This window comes from Bremerella sp. JC817, assembly GCF_040718835.1.
In the GTDB taxonomy this organism is placed as follows: Bacteria; Planctomycetota; Planctomycetia; order Pirellulales; family Pirellulaceae; genus Bremerella.
Genome location: NZ_JBFEFG010000264.1, coordinates 45,075 through 64,443, shown reverse-complemented (window position 1 = coordinate 64,443; position 19,369 = coordinate 45,075). Strand labels below are relative to the sequence as shown.

Sequence of the window (19,369 nt, the reverse complement as noted above, 5' to 3'; positions counted from 1 at the left end):
ACGACTGCGGCCGCTTACTTGATCTCGGCCAGCTTCTGATCAAGTTGGCTTTGCAGGCCCGCCAACGTCTCGGCATGTTCGGCCTTGCGAGCGAGGTTCGTAAACTGCTGTGGATCGTTCTGCATGTCATACAGTTCAACGCTGTCGTTTCCATAGCGAATCAACGCCCAGCCTTTTGTTCGCAACAGATGATCGTTCTTGTTCCGCAGCGTGTAAGTGGCGTCGTGAATCGTTGCCTGCGGGTCGCTCCAGACCGGAGCGAGGCTCTTACCTTGGACATGCTCAGGAATGCTCAGCCCGCACAGCTCGGCCAGGGTCGGATAGATATCGATCTGCTGACTGAGCGAAGCAGTCGTCCCCTCCCCTTCCCCAGGGACGCGAACGATCAGCGGAATCCGCGTCGACTCTTCGTGCAGGCTCATCTTCTGCCAGAACTCGTGTTCACCGAGATGGTATCCATGATCGGCCGTGAAAACAACGATCGTGTTCTTCGCCAGGTCTAAGCGTTCGAGAGCATCGATCATCTTGCCGACCTGGGCGTCCATGAAACTGACTGAAGCATAATAGGCCTCGAGCACTTTCTGTTTTTTGATCTGCGTATCGAGGCCGCTCGACTTGCTGTTCTTGATGATGCCAGGCTTCGGAATGTCGTCCCAGTCGTCATCGACTTGCGGCGGCAGTTCCATTGTTTCGGCCGGGTAAAGATCGAAGAAACTGCTGGGGGCCACCAGCGGAACATGAGGCCGCACCAGCCCGACTGCCAGAAAGAATGGCTGCTTGTCTTTGGCTCGGGCCTCAAGGATTTCAATCGCCTTGGCCGAAGCTTTGACATCGGCCTGCTCGGCACCATCGCCTGGCGTTTTTACCGTGTAAAATGCTCCGCCGTAGCCAAGGTTGTAGTGAATGTTCTGCTTGGGATCTGGCTTCAGCTTCTCTTTGGTCAGATGGGCATGCTCACCTTTGCTCCACTGCTCCAGGGCCTGGCAGTTGAAACGCTCGGTCCACGATGCCGCGTGATCCGCGCCATCGGTCCCAGCGGTGATATCGCCGGGGATTCGCATGTGATAGATCTTGCTGACGCGTGCCGTGTAATAGCCGTTGTCGCGAAAGTGCTGCGCCATCGTCGGACGGTCGCCGAGGTTCTTGGTGAACTTGTCCGACAATCCGTTCGAGGTCACGCCGATCGCTTGGGCGTACATGCCAGACATCAGCGAGGCTCGCGATGGACCGCACACAGGATACTGCGTGTAGGTATGCTCGAACTTCATCCCTTCGCCGGCCAGACGATCGATGTTCGGAGATTGGCACTGGGCATTGCCATAGCAGCCGAGCGACTGGCTGCCGAGGTCATCCGAAATGATGAACAACACATTGGGCTTTTTGGCCTGACAGAAACTCGCGACCAGGCAGACGAAAAGGAGCGAACCAAGACGGATCGGGGCAGGCATGGCGGATCTCAGGCGAGAGAGAATCACGGATGGGGTGGCCCGATTATAGCTCCTCCGAACGGCGATGGCCAACATTGCCTTCCTGACGAGCGACTTCCGCGCGTTGTGCTTCGACCACCGCTCGTTCAAACCTTTGGTCCGGCACCAGCCAGACGACCGCCAGGATCGAATAGACCGTAATCGCGAACCAGGGAGAAACAAACGCGACCAGCGTTCCGAACAGATAGGCCAGCATCGAGGCCTTTCCCTTGATGTCGATCCCGACCGCTCCTCCCAGTCGCGAACCCTTGCCATCTTGAGCGACGAGAGTCGTTTGCAGGATCCACCATGCCACCGAGCAGCAAAACAGCACCACGCCATAGATCGCGACCGGCAGGTCGACGAACTCGCTTTCATGCATCCAAGCCGTCGCCACCGGGATGAGCGAGAGCCAGAACAGCAAGTGCAAGTTCGCCCACAGCACACCACCATTCACACGCTGGGTCAACTGCAGGAGGTGATGGTGATTGCTCCAGTAGATCCCCAGATAGACAAAGCTCAGCACGTACGTCAGCACGCCCGGCATAATGTCCATCAGCCCGTCCCACGTATGCTGCTGGGGTGCCTTCAGATTGAAGACCATGATCGTAATCAGAATGGCGATCACCCCGTCGCTGAATGCTTCGAGACGTCCTTTTCCCATGATGCCGTTTGCCCTTTATCGTGGCAGCTTGAACTATTCGCCGAACCAAGGGCAAAGCTTGCGTCGCATCAAGATCAAGCACCAGTCGATCGCGAGCCCGGCCACACCCAGAATGATCAGATAAGTGTACACAATGTTCAGGTTCTGCAGACGCGACTGCATCCGCAGCGTGTAGCCAAACCCGACATCGGCCAGGGCAAACTCGGCGGCAATCAGAAAGACCATCGCTGGTCCGATCTGCAGGCGAGCGTTCTCGATAATACGAGGCAGAATCTGCCGCACTACCACTTCCCAGATGACCTCGAAGTGAGACGCACCGAGCGTGTACGACTTATAGATCGTGTGCTCGTCGACATCCTTTTGGGCAGCCTGGGCAATCGCCTGGGCCAACGTAGGAAAGATGCCGAAGGCGATCAACGCGACAAAGATCTTCATCCCGGTCACGCCGAACAGCACGAAGTAAACCGCCAACATCGCAGTGGGCGGGATCTTGGCGAAGAACGAGATCGGCGGCAGCAGCACGGCTTCGACCTGGGGGATACACCCCATCGCCAGCCCGATCACAAAGGCCAGCAGCACCCCAATTCCAACACCGACGGCAAGCCGGGTGGAAGACGCTTTCACGTCATCCCAAAACTTGATGCCCCCATCGCCGGTGGCCATCTTCTGCCAGCCTTCTTGAAACTGCGAGAAGTTGGGCAGCGTTTTGTTGCGAGGGTTTTCGACATGGGCGCGATGCGACATCCAAGCATAACCGAGCAAGATCACAACAAAGCTGGCGAATCCCAGCAGCAGGCGAGTCCGTTTGCTAATGGACCGGCGAATCATTCGGGGCAACTTTCAGGCAAGTGTGGGGCATAGGTTGTAGGCAACGCGCAAAGGCACGAAGCATTGCCTCGTGCCTTTGACATCGGTTTGCGAAAGCATCTTGGATCGAACGAGCTTACTTGCCCGCTTCGACCTGCTTCATGTACGACGCATCGAAGTTCAACTGAGCGTCTGCCTTGCCGAAACCGATCGAAGACTTCTCGTCGACGATATCGTGCGTGACGCAGAAGTCGACAACCGTTGGCATCGTCTTTTCCTGGAAATCTTTGTTTTCAAACAAAGCAATTCCGTCGGCTGGCGTTGGGTACATCTTCGTTTCCTGGACGACCACTTCCATGTCTTCGACACCCAGGCTCGAGAACTTTTCGCCCAGCGCCTTCAAGGTGTCGGCGCGGGTGCTGTCGTCTTCCAGCATCTTGTTCACTTCGTAGAAGGCATCGATCACGGCGCCGGCAAACTTGTCGCCACTTGGCTTCGCGAGGCTGGCCTTGCTAACCACGACCATGTCGATGATTTCTTCTGGTATCTTACGCGAGTCGAACAAACGCTTGGCACCGTCGCGATCGCGGAGTGTCTGCAGAACGAACGGATTCCAAACCATGATCGACTTCATCGCTTCGTCGCCGGTCTGCATGGCCTGAGCCGCGACACCGGGATCCATGTTCTTGAATTCGTAATCCTTTGGATTGGCGCCTTCCAGTTCCAGGCAGCGTTCAAATGCGTACTGCGAAACCGACTTCTCCAAACCGTAGGTCGGTGTGCCTTTCAAAGCTTCGATCGAATCGACACCCACCGTGATACAAGCATCCGCACCGACACTGGTCGAAGTCGGCAAGATGGCAACCGAATCACGGCCGGTCGCCGGAGCAAGGCTGTCCATGTTGGTCATGCAGACGGCATCGACGGTCGAGTTGCCATACTGGCTCAAGCAGGAATCGTAGTCGGCTTGGACCAGCACGATGTCGACGCCCCACTTCTTTTCCAACTCGCCCATCTGGCCTTCATCTTTGTGAAGCAGACCCTTTTCGTGCGCGACACCGAAGACCGACCAGCTGGGATACTCGCTCCAAGCCAGGCTGAATACCGGAACGTCCCCTTCGCCACCACCGGCGGGTGTGCCGGAGTTGCAACCGACCACTAACGCGACGAGGGCGGCACACGCTGCTAGATTTCCAAATCTCATTGACTGCTTCCTTCTTGATAGGGTGTGTATTTTTCTCTGCGTCAGTTATTCGTTAGCTTTCCGGAATTCTTGTCTTTTCCGGGCCATCGCCATCCGATTCTGGCGACTTGTTGGTCAGCCCGATCAAGGCGTCGAACTCGTCGTTAGCCTGGCTGTTGACGGCGAAGTCCATGAATTCGGCTTCGGCCTGCTTCGTATCGAGGCCGGCCAGTTCGCGGCTGACGCGGGCATTGGCCGAGGCTTTGTTCCGCAGATCGCGAAGCTCTCGCAGCTCTTCGCTGGTACGATCTTCGGCGAGGCCGGTCATCAAGTCGGCAATCTGCTTTTCTTCCTGGGCCGACAACATCGAAGCCACCGCATCGTGCTTCTCTTCGCCCAGCTTTTCCAACTCACGCATCTGCGTTTGGATCTGCAGCTTGTGACGGTTGACGTTTTCCACCAACTGCTCGAGATCCGATTCCAATTCGGCGACGCGGGCCTGCTTCTCCGACAGCGTGCTGCTGAAATCGGTGAACGCGGCCTGGCACTTTTGATATTCTGGATCGTTCCGGGTCGCTTCAGGATCGCCGTTATACTTCGAGGCAACCTGGCGGGCCTTCGCCGCGGCACCAGCCTTCAGTTTTTCGAGTCGCTCGATCTCTTCGGTAACGACCTTCAGCTTTTCCTTCTTCGTTTCCTCTTGGGCAATCATCGCGCTGATGGCGTCTTTGTATTGATTGATCCGGCTACGCTTCTCGGTGATGATCCGGTCGTAATTGGCCGATACAACGCCAGGGTTCATACGCAACGATTCACTTGCCTTGTCGATCCGGAAGGTCAACAGGTAGCCAATGGCTCGCAGGTATTTGCCAATTGCTCGGAACATGGATCCCCTCACTTTGGGAAATGGCGGTCAAACTTGTAGATGAGCGATTATCTAGGATTCGTATTCGGACTCGTTATATTGCTTCGACGAATCGAGCGACTCTATAACTTCTTCTGCTCGTCTGGCGACTTCAATAGTGCGATCGAGTTCCTGGCGAAGTTTTGCCAATTCATCGTCACTATCGCGCAGTTGGAACGAGTGATACTGCTGCACGGTCCGCGCCAGATGCTCGACGGTCAGCACCACTTCATCCACCGCTTTGCGGCGTTCTTCCAGCAGCGGTCGGCCGATCTTGCCGGGCAATCGATTGGCTTTGTCCCACAGTTCCAGCGAACGCTCGAGCTGCCGCACGGCTGCGTTGAACAGCTTGTCGACCTTCTCGCGAATGCTGATCGCGGCATGCCCCACCGGAGCATCGACTTCCAGCGAGGTGTATAACGCCCGCAGCCGATTCAAACATTGCTCGCTGCGTGGGTCTTGGTCTTGTTCGAGCCGGCGGGCCAACTGGTCGAGGTGCTGGTTTCTCTCGAGCCGCTCTTGTTCGGTCAAATAGTTGTGCGCCCGAGCGGTCAGGTCTTCGATCCCGAAGATCAATCGCGAGGCCTGGATTCCCATGCCTGCGAGCACGCCTGCGAGGCCGATCACATTGAGCGTCGTATTACCGTCGATGCCCCACGACAGCAGCCAAGCGCTCAGCCCGCCGACGATCGGAATGACCGTCCACGGCGAAACAAAGAGATCGAGTAAGACCTTCTTTTTGACGCTGTCCATCAGGGTATCGCTTTCATCCGCTGCTTCCCGTGGTGACTAATAGGGAAGCTCGCCCAGGACGAACGAAACCGAAGTACTGCCGCTCGGCTCGACACCGATGGCTCGTATGCGATCGCGATCGACACCCTGCGATACCAGGTATTGTTCCACTTCTTTGGCACGATCTTCGGCCAGCTTTTGATTCGCTTCCAGGTTGCCCCGGCGCGAGGCATTCCCCCTCACAATCACGTAATAACGGGTTGCCTGAAGCGTTCCGGCGAGTTCGTCCAGCAGCACCCGGCTGCGTTCCGTTAAGCTTGCCGTTCCGCGAGCAAAGACCAGCGTTGGTGCCCGGGCCGTTCCGATTTGCACCAGCGAGCCCCACTGCTGATCGGTCAGTGCCGGCATCGAAGTACCACGAACCTCTTCCGGCTGCTCGCCGGGATGAAAGTCGACCAGTTCTTTCAAGATCGAGTCGTTGTACAGATAGTTCGGATGGCCCATCGTCGGATCGGCGGCGATCGAACCTGTTTCGACCAGCACGTTGGTCACGCCGGCAATCATGTCTTCGATATGGGGCAAGTGGGAACCACCTCGCTGGCCGACATGCGCGAGGTTCTCTTGTGTGTTCTTCCACCAGACGCCTTCGACCAACTGCGTTGCTTCGGACTGGGTTAGCTTGGTACCGGTAGCAGCGGCATCTTTCATCACCAGTTCAATTCGCCGGGCATCGTCACGATAGGCATAGTTTGCCTTGAGGTACGCCTTCACCACTTGGGCAACCGTGTCGCGGTTCTTGGCGATGAAGTCGTCACTGACCACCAGCACGTCAACGATCGCGGAGGGAAAGCGAGAACTATCGACCACGACGTGCATCCGATCGTTCTGCAGCATCTTGGCTATGAACGGCTGCCAGACGACGTACGCCAACGGATCGCCCGGCTTGGCCTGCTTGTACTTTTGCATCACTTCCGCGGCGTCGGCCACTTTGATGAAGGGATCTTTCTCGAGTTCCGAAAGCTGGAACCGCGAGATCACCACGCGTGCCAAGGTTTCGCTCGGCGAGTCAGGCGTCAGCACGAACCGCGTATCGGCTCGGTTCAAGGAATCGACGTTCGGGTAGGTATCGCGATAGGTGACGATCGCGTCGGCCCCGACCGTTTCGTCCACAATCGCCACGATGGTCGCCGGAAGATCGCCAGCATCGGCGCTGGTCGCCACCAGGGCGTCGATCGTCATCACGGCCATGTCGACCTTGCCACTGCGCAGCGCTTCCAGCCGAGCCGAATAGTCGGCACCGTCGTCGCTCAGCTGAAGTTTGATTCCCTGCTTGCTTAGTTCGTCGGCGAACTCGGGACTGCGAAAGACGGCGTATCCACTGAAGCCATCCAGGGCGAGATTGACCTGGGTACGATAACGACTATCCGTGCCACCACGGCGCAATTGATTGTCACGCTCGGCCCGAGCTTTCTCGGCCTCGATTCGCTTTTGCTCTTCGAGCGAGACTTCCACGGCCGGCGCGAAGACGACTTTCCAGACAGTGACACCAGCCGCGAGAATCAGCAGCCACACAATGCTCACGGCAAGCAACTTGCCTTTGGACACTCAACTGCTCCTGTTGGATTTCAACGTTGCGAGGATATTGGCCATGCCGCCGAGATCATCGTTAAGAAAACATAGATCACTATTTTGACGGTCTTAACGGGCTTTGACAATCGAGGCGAACACCCGAAATAGTATCAGGATTACAAAGCCGATCATCAGAAAAGTCCCAAAACCAGGGCCTCCACCACGATTCGAGCCGTTGTTGGGGGCATTGGCCGGCTGCGGCGGCTGATAACTATTGGGCAGCCCGGCCACCGGATCGCCAGCGAACGCGCCGATGGGCTCGTTGTGCGGGGTCGTCAACGCTTCGAGCGAGACCGCGGCCACTTCCGACGGCACCGAGGCTAATAAATCGAAATCGCTTTGTCCGGTGTTGTCGTCCGTGTCGGTCGAACTTTCGCCAAGCACGACCTGCGAAATCGCTTTCTCCAGCGAAGCGGGATCGTCGGCGTTGCGGTAGGTTGCCGTCCGCGTCGCCAGGCTATGCTGTTGCCCCATCGATACGCCGATCACATCGACCAGAATGCCGCGGGCTTGGATCTGAGGCAAATACTGCTCGACTAAGGCTCGGTCGGTTGCCTCGCCATCGGAAATGATCAGCAGTTTATAAGTGCCATACTTCTGCTTGTCGCGAAGTTCCAAGAGCGCGTCGGCCGCTTCTTTCATCGTGGCTCCCAGCGGCGTGTTGCCGGCCGCCTGGAGCGACTCGACCGCTTCTTGGGCAACGGAAGGCTCGACGGGGCCAAGCGGTACCGCCCACTTCTGATTGCGGACCGGATTCAGCAGCACGACACCAATCTGGGCATCCTCGGGTGCTTGAGAAAGAACTCGCCACATCGCTTGCTTGGCAGCGACGATCCGCGTGTTACCCCGATTCATAACCTGGTTCATCGAACCAGAGTTATCGAGGATCACCACGACATTCAATTCGTTCGCCGCCGAAGCGGAATGGAGCGGAATGAAGAGCCCGCACACCGCGCATACCAGTAGCATCTTTTGAATCATCGTGTCCCCCAAATCGTCGAAAAGAAATCCTCTTCGTGCTGCCTCGCCCGAATCGCTCGGCCAAGGCAGCGAAAGAAGATTGGTTTAGAAGTCAAAGTCAGTCTCGGAAAGTTCTTCCGGATTCACTTTCACAATCCGGAATTCGACTCGCATGTTTTGCTTCGCTTCGGCCATGTTGGATGGCTTGGAGATCACCGGGTCGGAAATCCCAGCCCCCAGTGGCTGAAGCTGTGACAGGTTGACATTGATGTCGCGCTGTTCGGCGTAGTTAATAATTGCTTGCTTGACCTGTTCGGCACGAGCCTGCGACAAGTTCAAAGCGGCCTGCATCGTTTGCAGTGGGCTGTCGGCGGCACCTTCAAAGGCGCCACTCTTGATCAGTTCCACCATCGCGCCAGTCTGGCTCAAATCGAGTTCTTGGGTGCCCTGCTTCGTATTGATGAAGTAGCGATAGTTGCCTTGCTGGCCGGTGCGACGAATGACACCCTTTTCCAAGCCAGCCTTGATCAACTGAACCAAAGTCTTGGTTGGGTCCGAGTGGCCTCGGATCACGACGGCCGCACCGCCGAACGTACTGGCCGACTGCAATGCCCGATCAAATTCGGCCCCGTACCGATCGACCGAGAAGTCGGTCTGGTTCGGCTCGAACGAGATCGTAAAGCTGACAATCGTTCCGGTATCGAGATCGTCGCCAGGGAACTCCGTGAGGCTTTCCCCTTTGACAATCTTCTGCGGTTCGGCATAAGGAACGCCGGCCGAGCTGGCGACCTTCTTGTAGTCGAAGTTGACCGGATCGAATCCCATTCGAGCGCCGGCATAACCCCAGTTGGTTGCCAGGTCGAGAGCCGCTTTCATCTTCGCGTCGAAACCGCTCAGGTTCCCGCTTTGCTTGAAGAAGGCGATCTGCCCCGGCAAGCCGACAAAGTTACAGTCCAGCAGCAGACCATGAGCGTCGACTTCCAGCGTCGGCAACACCTCTTCGCCAAAGATCTTCTGGCACGTGGTCAACAGCTTGCGATACTCCGGCGACATCCGCTGGGTTTTCTCGAAGTCGTCACGCATCTTTTTGACTTCGACCGTAGCCTTCAAATAGCCTGCGACGAACTTCTCGACTTCATCCTTGTGGGCGTTGTACCAGTCGCTGCGAACGGCATAGACGTCGGCGATCGATCGCGACATGTTCTGGGTCGAGACGAGCACGTGAGCTCCTTCGACCGTACCCTCGGCACCCGTTCCGGCGGAATCAACACCACCGGTCAGGCCGATCATGTCTGGCGTGATCACACAGCAGGCATCGATGGTCGAATCCTTGCGGAACTTCTCTGCGGCACCATTGGCACCGGTCAGGTCTTCTACGAAAACGATCTCGACATCTTTGTTGGTCAACTGAGCGGCAGCCAACGCATCGTACAGCAGACCGACGTGCGGACCACCTTGCTGGCATGCGATACGGACCTTCTTGCCTTCCCGCTTCAGGTCGTTCAAGGTTTTGAAACCTTCGCGGGAGACAATATGGTCGCCGGCACTCCACGACAACTGCAGGATGACAACTGGCTTAGTGCGCGGATCTTTACCGATCACTTCGCTGGCCTGACCCAACATGCGGAAGGTGCCACGTAAAAACGGTGACTTGCCTCCCATGTAATCTTTCACCTGCTGAACGAAATCGTCCCCTGGTGTCAGCTTCAACTTCAGCCCGCTCTTGCCATAAATCGAGTCAGGCGTCGTATCGAGCCCCCCATTGGCGAAGAAGGTCGCGGCATCACCGCCCCAAGTAATGAATGGGACGTTGACCTGGGCACCGCTTTGAACTGGTTTCACATCCAAAGGGCCGGTAATGCTCGAAAACTTCTGCTGAGCATGCCCTGGCGATACCAGAAATAGACTCGCGATCGTCAGCGCGAGAAGCAAATTGCGATACATCTGTGTCTCCCGAAAATTGGTTCGACAAGGTATTCGTCGAGTGAGCGTCAATCTTGCAAAGAATCGGGCGAATTGTTGTCGCTGTCTGCCTACGCAGGTCGCGACCCCAGGCCGTTTGCCTGCCAATCTACCACGCTGTCAGGGGCAACCCAACTAGCGAATCCCTTGCAACTCGAGCTCGTGGATTCGTTTTTGCCACCCTTCCCGCGTTTCTTCCGTAATATTGGGGTCTGGTAACAACGATCGACGCGTGCAATTCAATAACGCTTGCAATGTCTGATATTCACGTGTTGCGCCGATTGCTGGGGGAATCTGATCGTGAATCGCCGCGCGAACCGCTTCCCAGCTATCAGGCTCGGTTGCCTTCAGCAGCGAACGCAGCGACGCGAACGCCGCCGCCGAGTAGTTTTCTTCCAGCACGCTTTGATCTAACTCCTCGATAAACGCCTCTTTGGTTTGCTCGCCAGGGGACTTGATGTCGATCCCCTTCAACACCCACTCGATGAACGCCTGACGATCTTCTCCCTCGGGATCAAGCACCGGAATGATCAAGTCACCCACGCGACCTGGTCGGCGGATGTCAGGCGAAAGCAGGTGAATGCGAGCCGTCATCAACAGCCACAGCACCCTGCCCCGCAGCATCGGATCGCTCATCATGGCTTGAATCTTGCCCGTCAGACGGCGTTCGGTTTCATGGGCGTTCGCATCGACGCGGCCAAACTGCGTGTCGGCTTCGTCGACGAAGATGACCACCTTTTCCAGGGCATCGAGAACCCGCCGGAGCCGTTCGAAGATCACGTCGGTCTGGCCGAACCATTGGCTGCGAATGTTCTTCAGCACCAGCACCGGCAAATCGAGCTCGGCGGCGACTGCCTCAAAGATAAATGTCTTGCCACTACCGATGGCCCCGGCAACGGCCGCCCCAGGCAGAGCCTTGGCTCCCTTCGCCCGAAAGCGAGGGATCAACTCGCGACCGAGGAACTCTTTCAGCTTCGTGAAACCAACGACATCTTCCAGCGAATGCTCAGGCTTCTTGAAGTCGACGACATCGTCCCCGAGCTGCGTGCGGATGAACTCTTCGACCTTCGTGAAGACGCTGTCCGCCGTGAGCTGGTCGCCGGTATAGGCCGCGCCGGCCAGCATCTGCCGCAAGGCTTGAATCGAAAGCCCTGCCGTGCATTCGCCCAAGGCTTCCGGCGTCGCCCACAACTTCGGAGTCGGCGTCTTGCTTTTCAGGTAATGCTGAATGTACGCCACGCGATGCTCCAGCGAAGGTGCCGGTACGTCGACACTCAAAACCTGAGGCATGCGGGAAATGCGGCTGTGAATTAGCGTTCGCGATTCAGCCAGCAGCACGACCGAGTCGTTCCCTTCGACAAACTCCGGGTCGCCGAACCAATCGTGTACGATGCTGATTCGATGGAGTTGACGGTCGTTCAGCGAGGCGAGCGAACCAGCTTCCGGCAGCAGCATGTCGGCCGCTTCGACGATGATCAGCAAATTCTCTCGCAGCGATGCACGCGAGCAGATCGTCAGTTGTCGCAGGAGTTCCAACGCCAGTGTTGGATTGCCGGTCGCACTTTGCAGGTGCCGATCAAACTCTTGCTGGAAAAACTCGAGCTTCGATCCCTTCGACTGTAGATCTTGCAGTGCCAGTGTGTTGGCATCGACGCCTGACTTCCATTCCACCCACGCGCCGCGCAGTTTGCCGAGCGCGGCGTCGTCGATGCGAATGGGGCCGTTCAACTCGTAAACCAGCGGAATCAGCCCAGGCGTTTTGGTCTTTTCCAGCAGGAACGAATTGAGCGGCACGTACTGCGCACCATCCCACTGCAGGTCATAGATGTTGCCGCACAGAATCACACTACGGGCCTGACCCGAGTTGAGCAAACGTGCGAGGCGAGTGAAGAAATCGTAGTTGTTTGTCATGTTGGGAGGTCTTCCTTGATCTCGCTCCACAGCATCTGGTGGAACGCGTGGACCGATTGTTCGAGCTTCGACGAATAACGACCGCGATGAAACGATATCGACTGCAATCCTTTTTGCGTCGACTCGCAGATATCGACGTCTTCCTGCTGAATCACGTGGCTTTGTTGAATCGACTTGCGAATGGTTCGCTTAGCATCCCACTGCTCGACATCTTCGTAGTCGGCATAAAAATCGAAGATGACCTGGCAGGTATCGACCGTCAGCGGGATCACCAGGTTCGTATCCATCATTCGTCCATAGCGATTGATGAAGAAATTGGGATACAGCCAGGCATAGGTGACCTTCTCGCCCAGTCGATCGTCGGAACCGCTCGATCGGCAAATCTGCACCGACGAGCGATCGTAGATGTGGGTTTCGTAGCCGTCGAACTCGAGCCCGGCCGCCAGTTGTTCGTGGGCATAGGCGACATGATATCCGCCATCGAGCGAGTTATCGACAAACACCTTCCAGTTACAACGAATCGTGTAGACGCGTCGCTCGATCCATTTCATCCCCTCGATGCCGAGCTCTGCCAGCGGAGCGACCAGCGGCTGAAAGTCGGCCGCCAGGTTACGCGGATTGTCTTCGCCCCCCAGCGGACCGTCGAGATCGATAAAGACAAACGGCCCCCACTGCGTCGCGCTGATCGGCGGAAGCGAGAACTGCTCGACATCGAAATCGGCCATCTTGCCCATCCGCGGAGCCTTTTTCAGCCGACCATCCAGTCGATAGGTCCAACCATGGTAAGGGCATACCAGTTCACAAGTTCGACCACATTCCTGGGCCACCAGCGCCGCATGATGTCGACAAACATTGTGCATCGCCCTAAGGTTTCCTTCCTCGTCACGAACTACGAGATAAGGATTGCCGACCAGATCGCCGGTGAAGTAGCTTCCCGGCGAAGTAATTTGGTCGTTGCGTCCCACGGCGATCCAAGCCTTTTCAAAGACCTGGCGTTTCTCGGCTGCAAAGACCAAAGGGTCGGTGTACCATGACGCCGGCGGAGTCGGTGCGGCCTGAATCGGGATGGTTGGGTCGAAGTGGTAATCCATGACACGACGCTAAAAAGGCACCTACTGGTTTTCTCTCCAGGCGTTCTCGATAATCGGAACCCCTGGCACGTTCAATTTTGCTACCCCTTATTCGCTCGAACCATGGCCAACTTGGAAATTGTCGACGTTTCTCATGCCTACGGGCCGAAAAAAGTTCTCAACAACGTCAACCTGCGGGTCGGTGCCGGGCAAGTTGTTGCGCTCGTCGGTCCGAGTGGATGTGGCAAGTCGACCTTGCTCCGAGCGATCCTCGGAACGCATCCTCCGCAATCTGGCCAAGTGCTGGTCGGCGAAAAGGTAGTCGATGGCCCGACACGCGATGTTGGAATTGTTTACCAGCACTATAGCTTGTACGAGTTCCTGACCGCACGGCAGAACGTTGCCTTCGGATTGATGCTCGACCAGACATCGCTCCCGTTCCGCGTGTTCAATTATTTCGCCTGGCGAAAGCTTCGCAAGCAACACTTGGAACAAGCGGACGAGTTTCTGAAGAAAGTCGGCCTGTACGCTGCCCGCGATCAATATCCGAGCGAAATGTCGGGCGGCATGCGACAGCGCGTGGCGATCGCCCAGGCCCTGATCATGCAACCCAGCGTGCTGCTGCTGGACGAACCTTTCGGCGCACTCGATGAGGCGACACGTGAAGAACTGCAGTTGATGCTGCTTCAGTTATATGCCGAAAATGTCCGAGCTCGCTCCGAAAATCGTGTTCCTCCTTATACCGTCGTGATCGTCACGCACGAGCTGAACGAAGCCCTTTTCGTGAGCGATCGTGTGGTCGGTCTTTCGCAATATCATTCCGACGGCGCCAATGGAGCGACAATCGTTTACGACCGCCCTGCCCCAATCTTCAAGCCCGATGACGAGAAAGACCTCAGCCGCTTCGTCGAACAAAAGGAAGAGCTGATCCAGTGCGTCTTCAGCCCGACCGTGCAGAAAGATCACCTCGATTACATCACCTTCTGGAAAGAACACGAGAAGCACCCAACGACTTCCGGCGCCGACGGTTAACAGAAACTTGCGCCTTTGTCGTATGCAAATGCTCATGCCATGTCAGTAAAAACATGGCTATATCTATAAATCCTTACTGCCAGCGAAACGAATAAAACTTATCGATCGAGATCGAATCGATGGTAGACTAGGTTTCTCCTAGCCCATCTCGGGGCCTGGCTTTCCTGCTGACTTTGCCTTGGCCTCCCCTCGTCGACTTCATCCTCCATTCGCTACGGTACGCATTCGATGACCGCGTCTACGCTCCCGCGATTGACTCGCTGGCTCGCTCTCGGCTGGTTGTTTCTTTTAACCAGCAGCATTTCTATCCAAGCTCAAGAGGCGGCCACCAAGCCTGAACGCTTCACACGCGAGTACCCCGCGGTGAGCGAGTTCCGCTTGCAGACCTTTCGCCCTACGCAGCGGTTCTTCGAAGACGAGGCCGCCAAGCGTCCCTTCTGGAACCCGATTACTGTCGGCAAGTCGGATGAGCAACTGGTCGACGAAATCGAATTGCTGCGCACAAGCGACTTGCAGCCGAAGTTTGTCCATCAAGGCAAGTTCTCGTTGGGCGACAAGCCGATCGTTGCGGCCGACGTGTCACTCGATGGCACGACGCTTCTAACGTACGATTCCGATCGTCGGCTGACGACCTGGAGCCTTCCCGATGGCAAGCGACTTGCCGAATACAAGCTGAACAATCCCTCGGCCCAGGCCGCCATCGCGATCTCGGCCGATGGCTCGCAGATTCTTTTCGGCGATGGCTCGACCAATGTGTTGCTGCTCGATGCTAAGACTGGCCAACTGAAGTTCACCCACGACCAGCTTCAATTTCCGATCGGTGCCGTGGCGTTCTCGACCAACGGCAATCGTATTGCAGCGGCCGACATCAAAGGTCAGGCCTACATCGCCGAAGCCCTAGCCCCTGGCAAGGTTCAAAGTAGCGAGAAGTTTCCTGACCTTCGCCCGGCCGTCGACATTTCCGTAAGCAATAGCGGCAACTATGCCACGGCCATGGCCAGCAAGGCAGGCGTCGTATTTTCCACGAAGGCTGGCTATTCGACCGCGACTCTTCGAGGGCCACCCTTCCCGGTCGCCGCTACTGCCGCGAATGATCGGCAGCTGTGGCTCGCCGACGATCGCGGCCTGTTCGAGTTCTATAAAGACCCGGAATCACTCAAGTACACCCACAAGCAAGACAAGTTCTTTTCACCACCGCTCAACATTCGATTCGACTCGCAAGATCAAACGGCCTGGACAGCAACCGCCAGCGGTGTCGAGGTTCGCACAGCCAACTACATGCCGCTGTTCGATCTGGTTCGCTATCCGAAAATCGATTACGAAGTCGCCCACGTCCTGACCGCCCCTGATGATGACTTGCTGCTTTTCATCACCAGCGAAGGTGAGGTCGACCTTTGGCAACTGCACGACAACCAGGCTCGGCTGCATGCGGCCATGCTGAATAACCTGCAAGGATTATTGGAAGAGCATCGTTTTGAAGCGATCGAACTGCTGGCCCAGCGCTGGGCAGCGGAAGACTTCGATCTGTACGACAAAGAACAACAGACCCTCTATTACTTTCTGACCGACTTTGTCCGGAGCTATCACACCAACCATTGGGAACAGAAAACGCAGTTTGCCACCTACAAGAAGTTCCTGGCCGAGCACCCAAGCTGCGAGTTCTTTCGCGTTGTGCTGACAATGGACGCGATCAAGATGGCTTGGGACTGTCGAGGCCGAGGCTTTGCCAGCGAAGTCGACGAACAGGAATCGAAGTTCTTCCAGCTCAACCTCGAACAAGCTGAGAACATGCTGATGCCGCTGTTTCAGCGAAAATCGCCCCCTTGCCCCGAAGCTTACGCCCAGGCAATGGAGCTGGCCAAAGTGAGCCAATGGACGCCGGAGGAAACAACCTACCTGATGACCGAGGCACGAAAGAACGCCCCGACCTATCCTCGTATTTATGCCGAAGCGGCGATCGGCTTGATGCCTCGTTGGGGCGGCTCACAGGAGGCTTCTTCTGACCTGGCCCAGGAAGTCGCCGATGCCGTCGGGGGCGATGAAGGAGACATTCTTTACGCCCACATCGCACGGGGCATCCGCAACTACAACGGCTGGTATGGCACCTTCGAGAGCCTCGGCTTCTCGAAAGAACGAGTGATGCAAGGCTATGCCAAGATGGCTCTGCGAGACTCGACAAGGCAAAACATGCATCTCTCGATGGCGATCCAGCTCGCCCATGAACTCGAAGATAAGTCAATGGGAAAGCAGTTGGCCGAACGCTTTGAATCGGTGGGCGGCGTGCCAGTTCCTGACGTTCTCAACGGAGGCATGCCTGAGTTCGAGAAGATGATGACCTGGGCGCTTGATCGCCCCTATCAATTGGCTCGTCTGGAAGTGAAAGCTCCATCGGTTCCGGCCGAGGAACTCGCTCCGACCGAATGGGAACTGGCCAAGGTTGAAGAACTGGATGCCCTGGTCCGAGCTTCCGATCGCGCCAGCTTTCAGAAAGGAAGTTCGTTCTCGGTCGGCAAGCAGCGTCCCTGGAAGATGGAGATCTCCGCCGACGCCACGCGTGCGGTCACCCTCGACGAGAGTGGCGACCTGCGTGTCTGGGACATCGCCTCCGGCAAATCGATCTTCGAGCTCACTGCCGACAAGGCTCCTGGCAAAGGTGCCGTGGCGATCTCGCACGATGGCAAGCTGCTGGTGATCGGGACCGAACAAGGTGGGGTCGAGCAGTACGACCTCGACACGGGCGAAGCGACTTATCAAGTTGCCGGGCTGCCAGCCCCGATCCATGACGTTGGCATGTCGACCAACGGAAAACATTTCTACGCGATCGATGCCGCGAATGGCCTGCACACCATTCGCGACGGCGACAAGAAGCATGTCGATATTCGCCTGCTGAATCCGAAGAACGAGCCGATGCTCGAACCAATCTCCGGCAGCATCGACAACCATGGTCATTACCTGGAAGGCCGACGCTTCGCCGACCGGGTCGAAGTCTCGGTGCTGGTCCCGCAAGAGAAAGGGCTCGCCGGTCAAAAGGCGACCATCCACACCAACACCTCCATGCAGATCGCTTCGGGGCGCTACCGCTTCGCCGTGCTCAATGGCAACAACCTCGTGAAGCTGCAGGTCACCAACCCGAAGAACGCCCAGTACGAAGCCTATTCGCAGCGAATGCTCCAGGACATTCGCCGCTGCAAGTTCGCTACAAACGGGCGGCAGTTCTGGTTTCTGACCGATCGCTGCATCGACATTCGCGACTGGGAAGGAAGCCGCCACGAAGGCCCGGTGAAGCTGCCTGCCGAGATCGAAACGGTCGAAGGAATCCGCCTCGCCCCCGATGCCGGCATGTTCCTGAACTTCGACGCCGAAGGGAATGTGACGACCTGGAACCTGGAAGGGAATCCGCTTTCGCGCGAGTACCTGCTGGCCCTGGAACTGGTCAAGCTGATGCAGGAAGGACGCTACAACACGCTAGAGCTCCTCAGCCAGCGGTGGGAACGAGAGAACACGCCCGCCCTCGATGCAATTGCCGACAACCTCTATTCGTCGCTCATCCTCCGATTGAATTTAGTCTCGGTGCGATCTGGCGAAGCGGAAGAGTACGAAAAGAAGCTCCGCGATTACCTGGCCGTTCGCCCTGACTCCAAGCTGATCCGTCTCGCGTTGTTCGAGTTGAAATACGACCTTGCCCGTAAGGCCCGCGGCGACAAGCCCGACGCGTCGACGCCTGGCAATGTGCTGAGTGAGTATCGCGATCAGATGGAAGAGTGCAAAGAGATTCTCACGCCGCTCATTCAACGCGACGACGCTCCGCCGGAAGCCTTCGCCGCGGCAGTCCGCCTCGGCCGCGACTTGAACTGGACGCGTTCGCAAATGAAGTTCGTGCTCGACCGAGCCGCTGACAAAGCTCCTTCGTATGCTCGCGTCTACGCCGAGGCCGCCATGACCCACCTGCCGAAAAATGGCGGCACCGACGAGGAAGCCGAAGCCTATGCCACGTCGATCGCCGACCGCATCGAGGGACCGCAAGGGGAGGCCCTCTACTTCCAGATTGCCTTCTACCTGGCCGAGTCGGAAGGCTGGCCTGCCATGTTCCAAGAGCTGAACTTCTCGCGCGACCGCATCCTGAGCGGCCTGATCGAGATCGCGAAAGACTACCCCCGCCGCACGATCGTCCGCCTCGGCATGCAACTCGCCCAAGCCGGCAACCGAGAAGAAGCAGGCCAGACCCTCGCCGAAATCATCGAAACCCACGGCTTCGTCCCCGACGACCACGAATGGCCCACCGGCTCCAAGTCCTTCGACCGCGCGATGAAATGGGCAACGAAGGAGTAGTTGGCCTGGCCGGCCCAGGTGAAAGCTGCGGCATGCTGGCACTGCTCGGCTTACCGAAGCCTGTCCGGGGGCGACTTGTCGATCAGGCCGAATTGGGGCAGTTGGAATTGACCCACTTTTGGGGGTTTGCGACGATCGCCAGGCTTTGACTTGTCTGGCCTTCGCTTCACCTCGGGAAGAAAGTTTCTCTCCATGCGTGCCCCACGACTGCTGCCATGCTTGCTGATTACTAGCCTGACTTTACTTGCCAACCCTGGCTGCTTGAGCCTTAGCTTCGGCAGCAAAACCTGCAACGGCGAGCACCCCGAAACCCAAGCCCGGGTCGACTCCCTCGAACAACGCATCGCCGCCCTGGAACAAATGTCCGCCGCCGTCGACACCCAGCCCTACCCTGCCGGCTATTACCCGACGATGCCGTGAGATTGACCGAGAAACTGCCAAAGACGCTCAGAATTGTCCCTGAGTCTCGCCGGGCAAGCGTCCAAGGGCAGACTGGGCCTTGAAGGTCATCAGCGAGATCGGCCAAAAGTCGAAGATCGTGGTCAACGTCGACCGACGGACCGAAAAAGAGAAATTCGCCAGCGTCCACGACTTACGCCGGGCATTCGGGGAACGATGGTCCAAAAGGCTGCTCCCTCAGCAGCTGCGGGAGCTCATGCGGCATGAGTCGATTGAGACGACGCTGAAGTTTTACGTTGGACAGGATGCTGAACGAACGGC

General features: G+C 57.2%; 15 protein-coding genes. 3 read left to right on the top strand and 12 right to left on the bottom strand.

The genetic code is table 11. From position 1 onward, the window contains the following. Positions 1 to 14 precede the first annotated feature (14 nt). The 11 genes from AB1L30_RS06630 to AB1L30_RS06580 all read right to left on the bottom strand — a co-directional run bounded on the left by AB1L30_RS06630 (position 15) and on the right by AB1L30_RS06580 (position 13,309). Positions 15 to 1,448: a sulfatase gene (locus AB1L30_RS06630; RefSeq protein ID WP_367012647.1), complete on the bottom strand. Its 1,434-nt coding sequence runs from the start codon at positions 1,446 to 1,448 to the stop codon at positions 15 to 17. Positions 1,449 to 1,491: 43 nt separating this feature from the next. Then, positions 1,492 to 2,130, bottom strand: coding sequence for a TMEM175 family protein (locus AB1L30_RS06625; protein ID WP_367012646.1), 639 nt, complete (start codon positions 2,128 to 2,130; stop codon positions 1,492 to 1,494). Between the two features lie 33 nt (positions 2,131 to 2,163). After that, a complete protein-coding gene (locus AB1L30_RS06620; RefSeq protein ID WP_367012645.1) occupies positions 2,164 to 2,958 on the bottom strand; it encodes an ABC transporter permease subunit in 795 nt (264 codons plus the stop codon). 115 nt (positions 2,959 to 3,073) lie between these two features. Beyond that, positions 3,074 to 4,141 (bottom strand): hypothetical protein, encoded by a 1,068-nt coding sequence (locus tag AB1L30_RS06615; protein WP_367012644.1) that lies wholly within the window; start codon positions 4,139 to 4,141, stop codon positions 3,074 to 3,076. Between the two features lie 52 nt (positions 4,142 to 4,193). Then, complete coding sequence (locus AB1L30_RS06610; RefSeq protein WP_367012643.1) at positions 4,194 to 5,006, bottom strand: hypothetical protein; 813 nt, start codon at positions 5,004 to 5,006, stop codon at positions 4,194 to 4,196. A gap of 51 nt (positions 5,007 to 5,057) precedes the next feature. Beyond that, a complete protein-coding gene (locus tag AB1L30_RS06605) occupies positions 5,058 to 5,777 on the bottom strand; it encodes a hypothetical protein (RefSeq protein ID WP_367012642.1) in 720 nt (239 codons plus the stop codon). 36 nt (positions 5,778 to 5,813) lie between these two features. Then, positions 5,814 to 7,361 (bottom strand): phosphate ABC transporter substrate-binding/OmpA family protein, encoded by a 1,548-nt coding sequence (locus tag AB1L30_RS06600; RefSeq protein ID WP_367012641.1) that lies wholly within the window; start codon positions 7,359 to 7,361, stop codon positions 5,814 to 5,816. Positions 7,362 to 7,454: 93 nt separating this feature from the next. Beyond that, on the bottom strand, positions 7,455 to 8,366 hold the full coding sequence (locus AB1L30_RS06595; RefSeq protein WP_367012640.1) for a vWA domain-containing protein: 912 nt from the start codon (positions 8,364 to 8,366) through the stop codon (positions 7,455 to 7,457). 84 nt (positions 8,367 to 8,450) lie between these two features. Beyond that, positions 8,451 to 10,289: a hypothetical protein gene (locus AB1L30_RS06590; protein WP_367012639.1), complete on the bottom strand. Its 1,839-nt coding sequence runs from the start codon at positions 10,287 to 10,289 to the stop codon at positions 8,451 to 8,453. 153 nt (positions 10,290 to 10,442) lie between these two features. After that, positions 10,443 to 12,218 (bottom strand): ATP-binding protein, encoded by a 1,776-nt coding sequence (locus AB1L30_RS06585; protein ID WP_367012638.1) that lies wholly within the window; start codon positions 12,216 to 12,218, stop codon positions 10,443 to 10,445. Further along, on the bottom strand, positions 12,215 to 13,309 hold the full coding sequence (locus tag AB1L30_RS06580; protein ID WP_367012637.1) for an aromatic ring-hydroxylating dioxygenase subunit alpha: 1,095 nt from the start codon (positions 13,307 to 13,309) through the stop codon (positions 12,215 to 12,217). Before AB1L30_RS06580 ends, AB1L30_RS06585 begins: the two co-directional genes overlap by 4 nt. Positions 13,310 to 13,411: 102 nt before the next feature. Here AB1L30_RS06580 and AB1L30_RS06575 point away from each other — a divergent pair, with 102 nt between their 5' ends. The 3 genes from AB1L30_RS06575 (at position 13,412) to AB1L30_RS06565 (ending at position 19,069) form a co-directional block, all read left to right on the top strand. Continuing rightward, entirely contained in the window at positions 13,412 to 14,320 is a 909-nt protein-coding gene (locus tag AB1L30_RS06575) for an ATP-binding cassette domain-containing protein (protein ID WP_367012636.1), read from the top strand. Positions 14,321 to 14,548: 228 nt separating this feature from the next. Continuing rightward, complete coding sequence (locus tag AB1L30_RS06570; RefSeq protein ID WP_367012635.1) at positions 14,549 to 18,649, top strand: WD40 repeat domain-containing protein; 4,101 nt, start codon at positions 14,549 to 14,551, stop codon at positions 18,647 to 18,649. A 192-nt stretch (positions 18,650 to 18,841) separates the two neighbouring features. After that, on the top strand, positions 18,842 to 19,069 hold the full coding sequence (locus tag AB1L30_RS06565) for a hypothetical protein (protein ID WP_367012634.1): 228 nt from the start codon (positions 18,842 to 18,844) through the stop codon (positions 19,067 to 19,069). A gap of 27 nt (positions 19,070 to 19,096) precedes the next feature. Here AB1L30_RS06565 and AB1L30_RS06560 read toward each other — a convergent pair whose 3' ends face one another. Further along, complete coding sequence (locus AB1L30_RS06560; RefSeq protein ID WP_367012633.1) at positions 19,097 to 19,273, bottom strand: hypothetical protein; 177 nt, start codon at positions 19,271 to 19,273, stop codon at positions 19,097 to 19,099. Between the last annotated feature and the right edge of the window lie 96 nt (positions 19,274 to 19,369).

Excerpts from the sequence above, each read along its gene's own strand:
- AB1L30_RS06630 (WP_367012647.1), bottom strand. The coding sequence starts at position 1,448 with ATGCCTGCCCCGATCCGTCTTGGTTCGCTCCTTTTCGTCTGCCTGGTC.
- AB1L30_RS06625 (WP_367012646.1), bottom strand. The coding sequence starts at position 2,130 with ATGGGAAAAGGACGTCTCGAAGCATTCAGCGACGGGGTGATCGCCATT.
- AB1L30_RS06620 (WP_367012645.1), bottom strand. The coding sequence starts at position 2,958 with ATGATTCGCCGGTCCATTAGCAAACGGACTCGCCTGCTGCTGGGATTC.
- AB1L30_RS06615 (WP_367012644.1), bottom strand. The coding sequence starts at position 4,141 with ATGAGATTTGGAAATCTAGCAGCGTGTGCCGCCCTCGTCGCGTTAGTG.
- AB1L30_RS06610 (WP_367012643.1), bottom strand. The coding sequence starts at position 5,006 with ATGTTCCGAGCAATTGGCAAATACCTGCGAGCCATTGGCTACCTGTTG.
- AB1L30_RS06605 (WP_367012642.1), bottom strand. The coding sequence starts at position 5,777 with ATGGACAGCGTCAAAAAGAAGGTCTTACTCGATCTCTTTGTTTCGCCG.
- AB1L30_RS06595 (WP_367012640.1), bottom strand. The coding sequence starts at position 8,366 with ATGATTCAAAAGATGCTACTGGTATGCGCGGTGTGCGGGCTCTTCATT.
- AB1L30_RS06590 (WP_367012639.1), bottom strand. The coding sequence starts at position 10,289 with ATGTATCGCAATTTGCTTCTCGCGCTGACGATCGCGAGTCTATTTCTG.
- AB1L30_RS06585 (WP_367012638.1), bottom strand. The coding sequence starts at position 12,218 with ATGACAAACAACTACGATTTCTTCACTCGCCTCGCACGTTTGCTCAAC.
- AB1L30_RS06580 (WP_367012637.1), bottom strand. The coding sequence starts at position 13,309 with ATGGATTACCACTTCGACCCAACCATCCCGATTCAGGCCGCACCGACT.
- AB1L30_RS06575 (WP_367012636.1), top strand. The coding sequence starts at position 13,412 with ATGGCCAACTTGGAAATTGTCGACGTTTCTCATGCCTACGGGCCGAAA.
- AB1L30_RS06570 (WP_367012635.1), top strand. The coding sequence starts at position 14,549 with ATGACCGCGTCTACGCTCCCGCGATTGACTCGCTGGCTCGCTCTCGGC.
- AB1L30_RS06565 (WP_367012634.1), top strand. The coding sequence starts at position 18,842 with ATGCGTGCCCCACGACTGCTGCCATGCTTGCTGATTACTAGCCTGACT.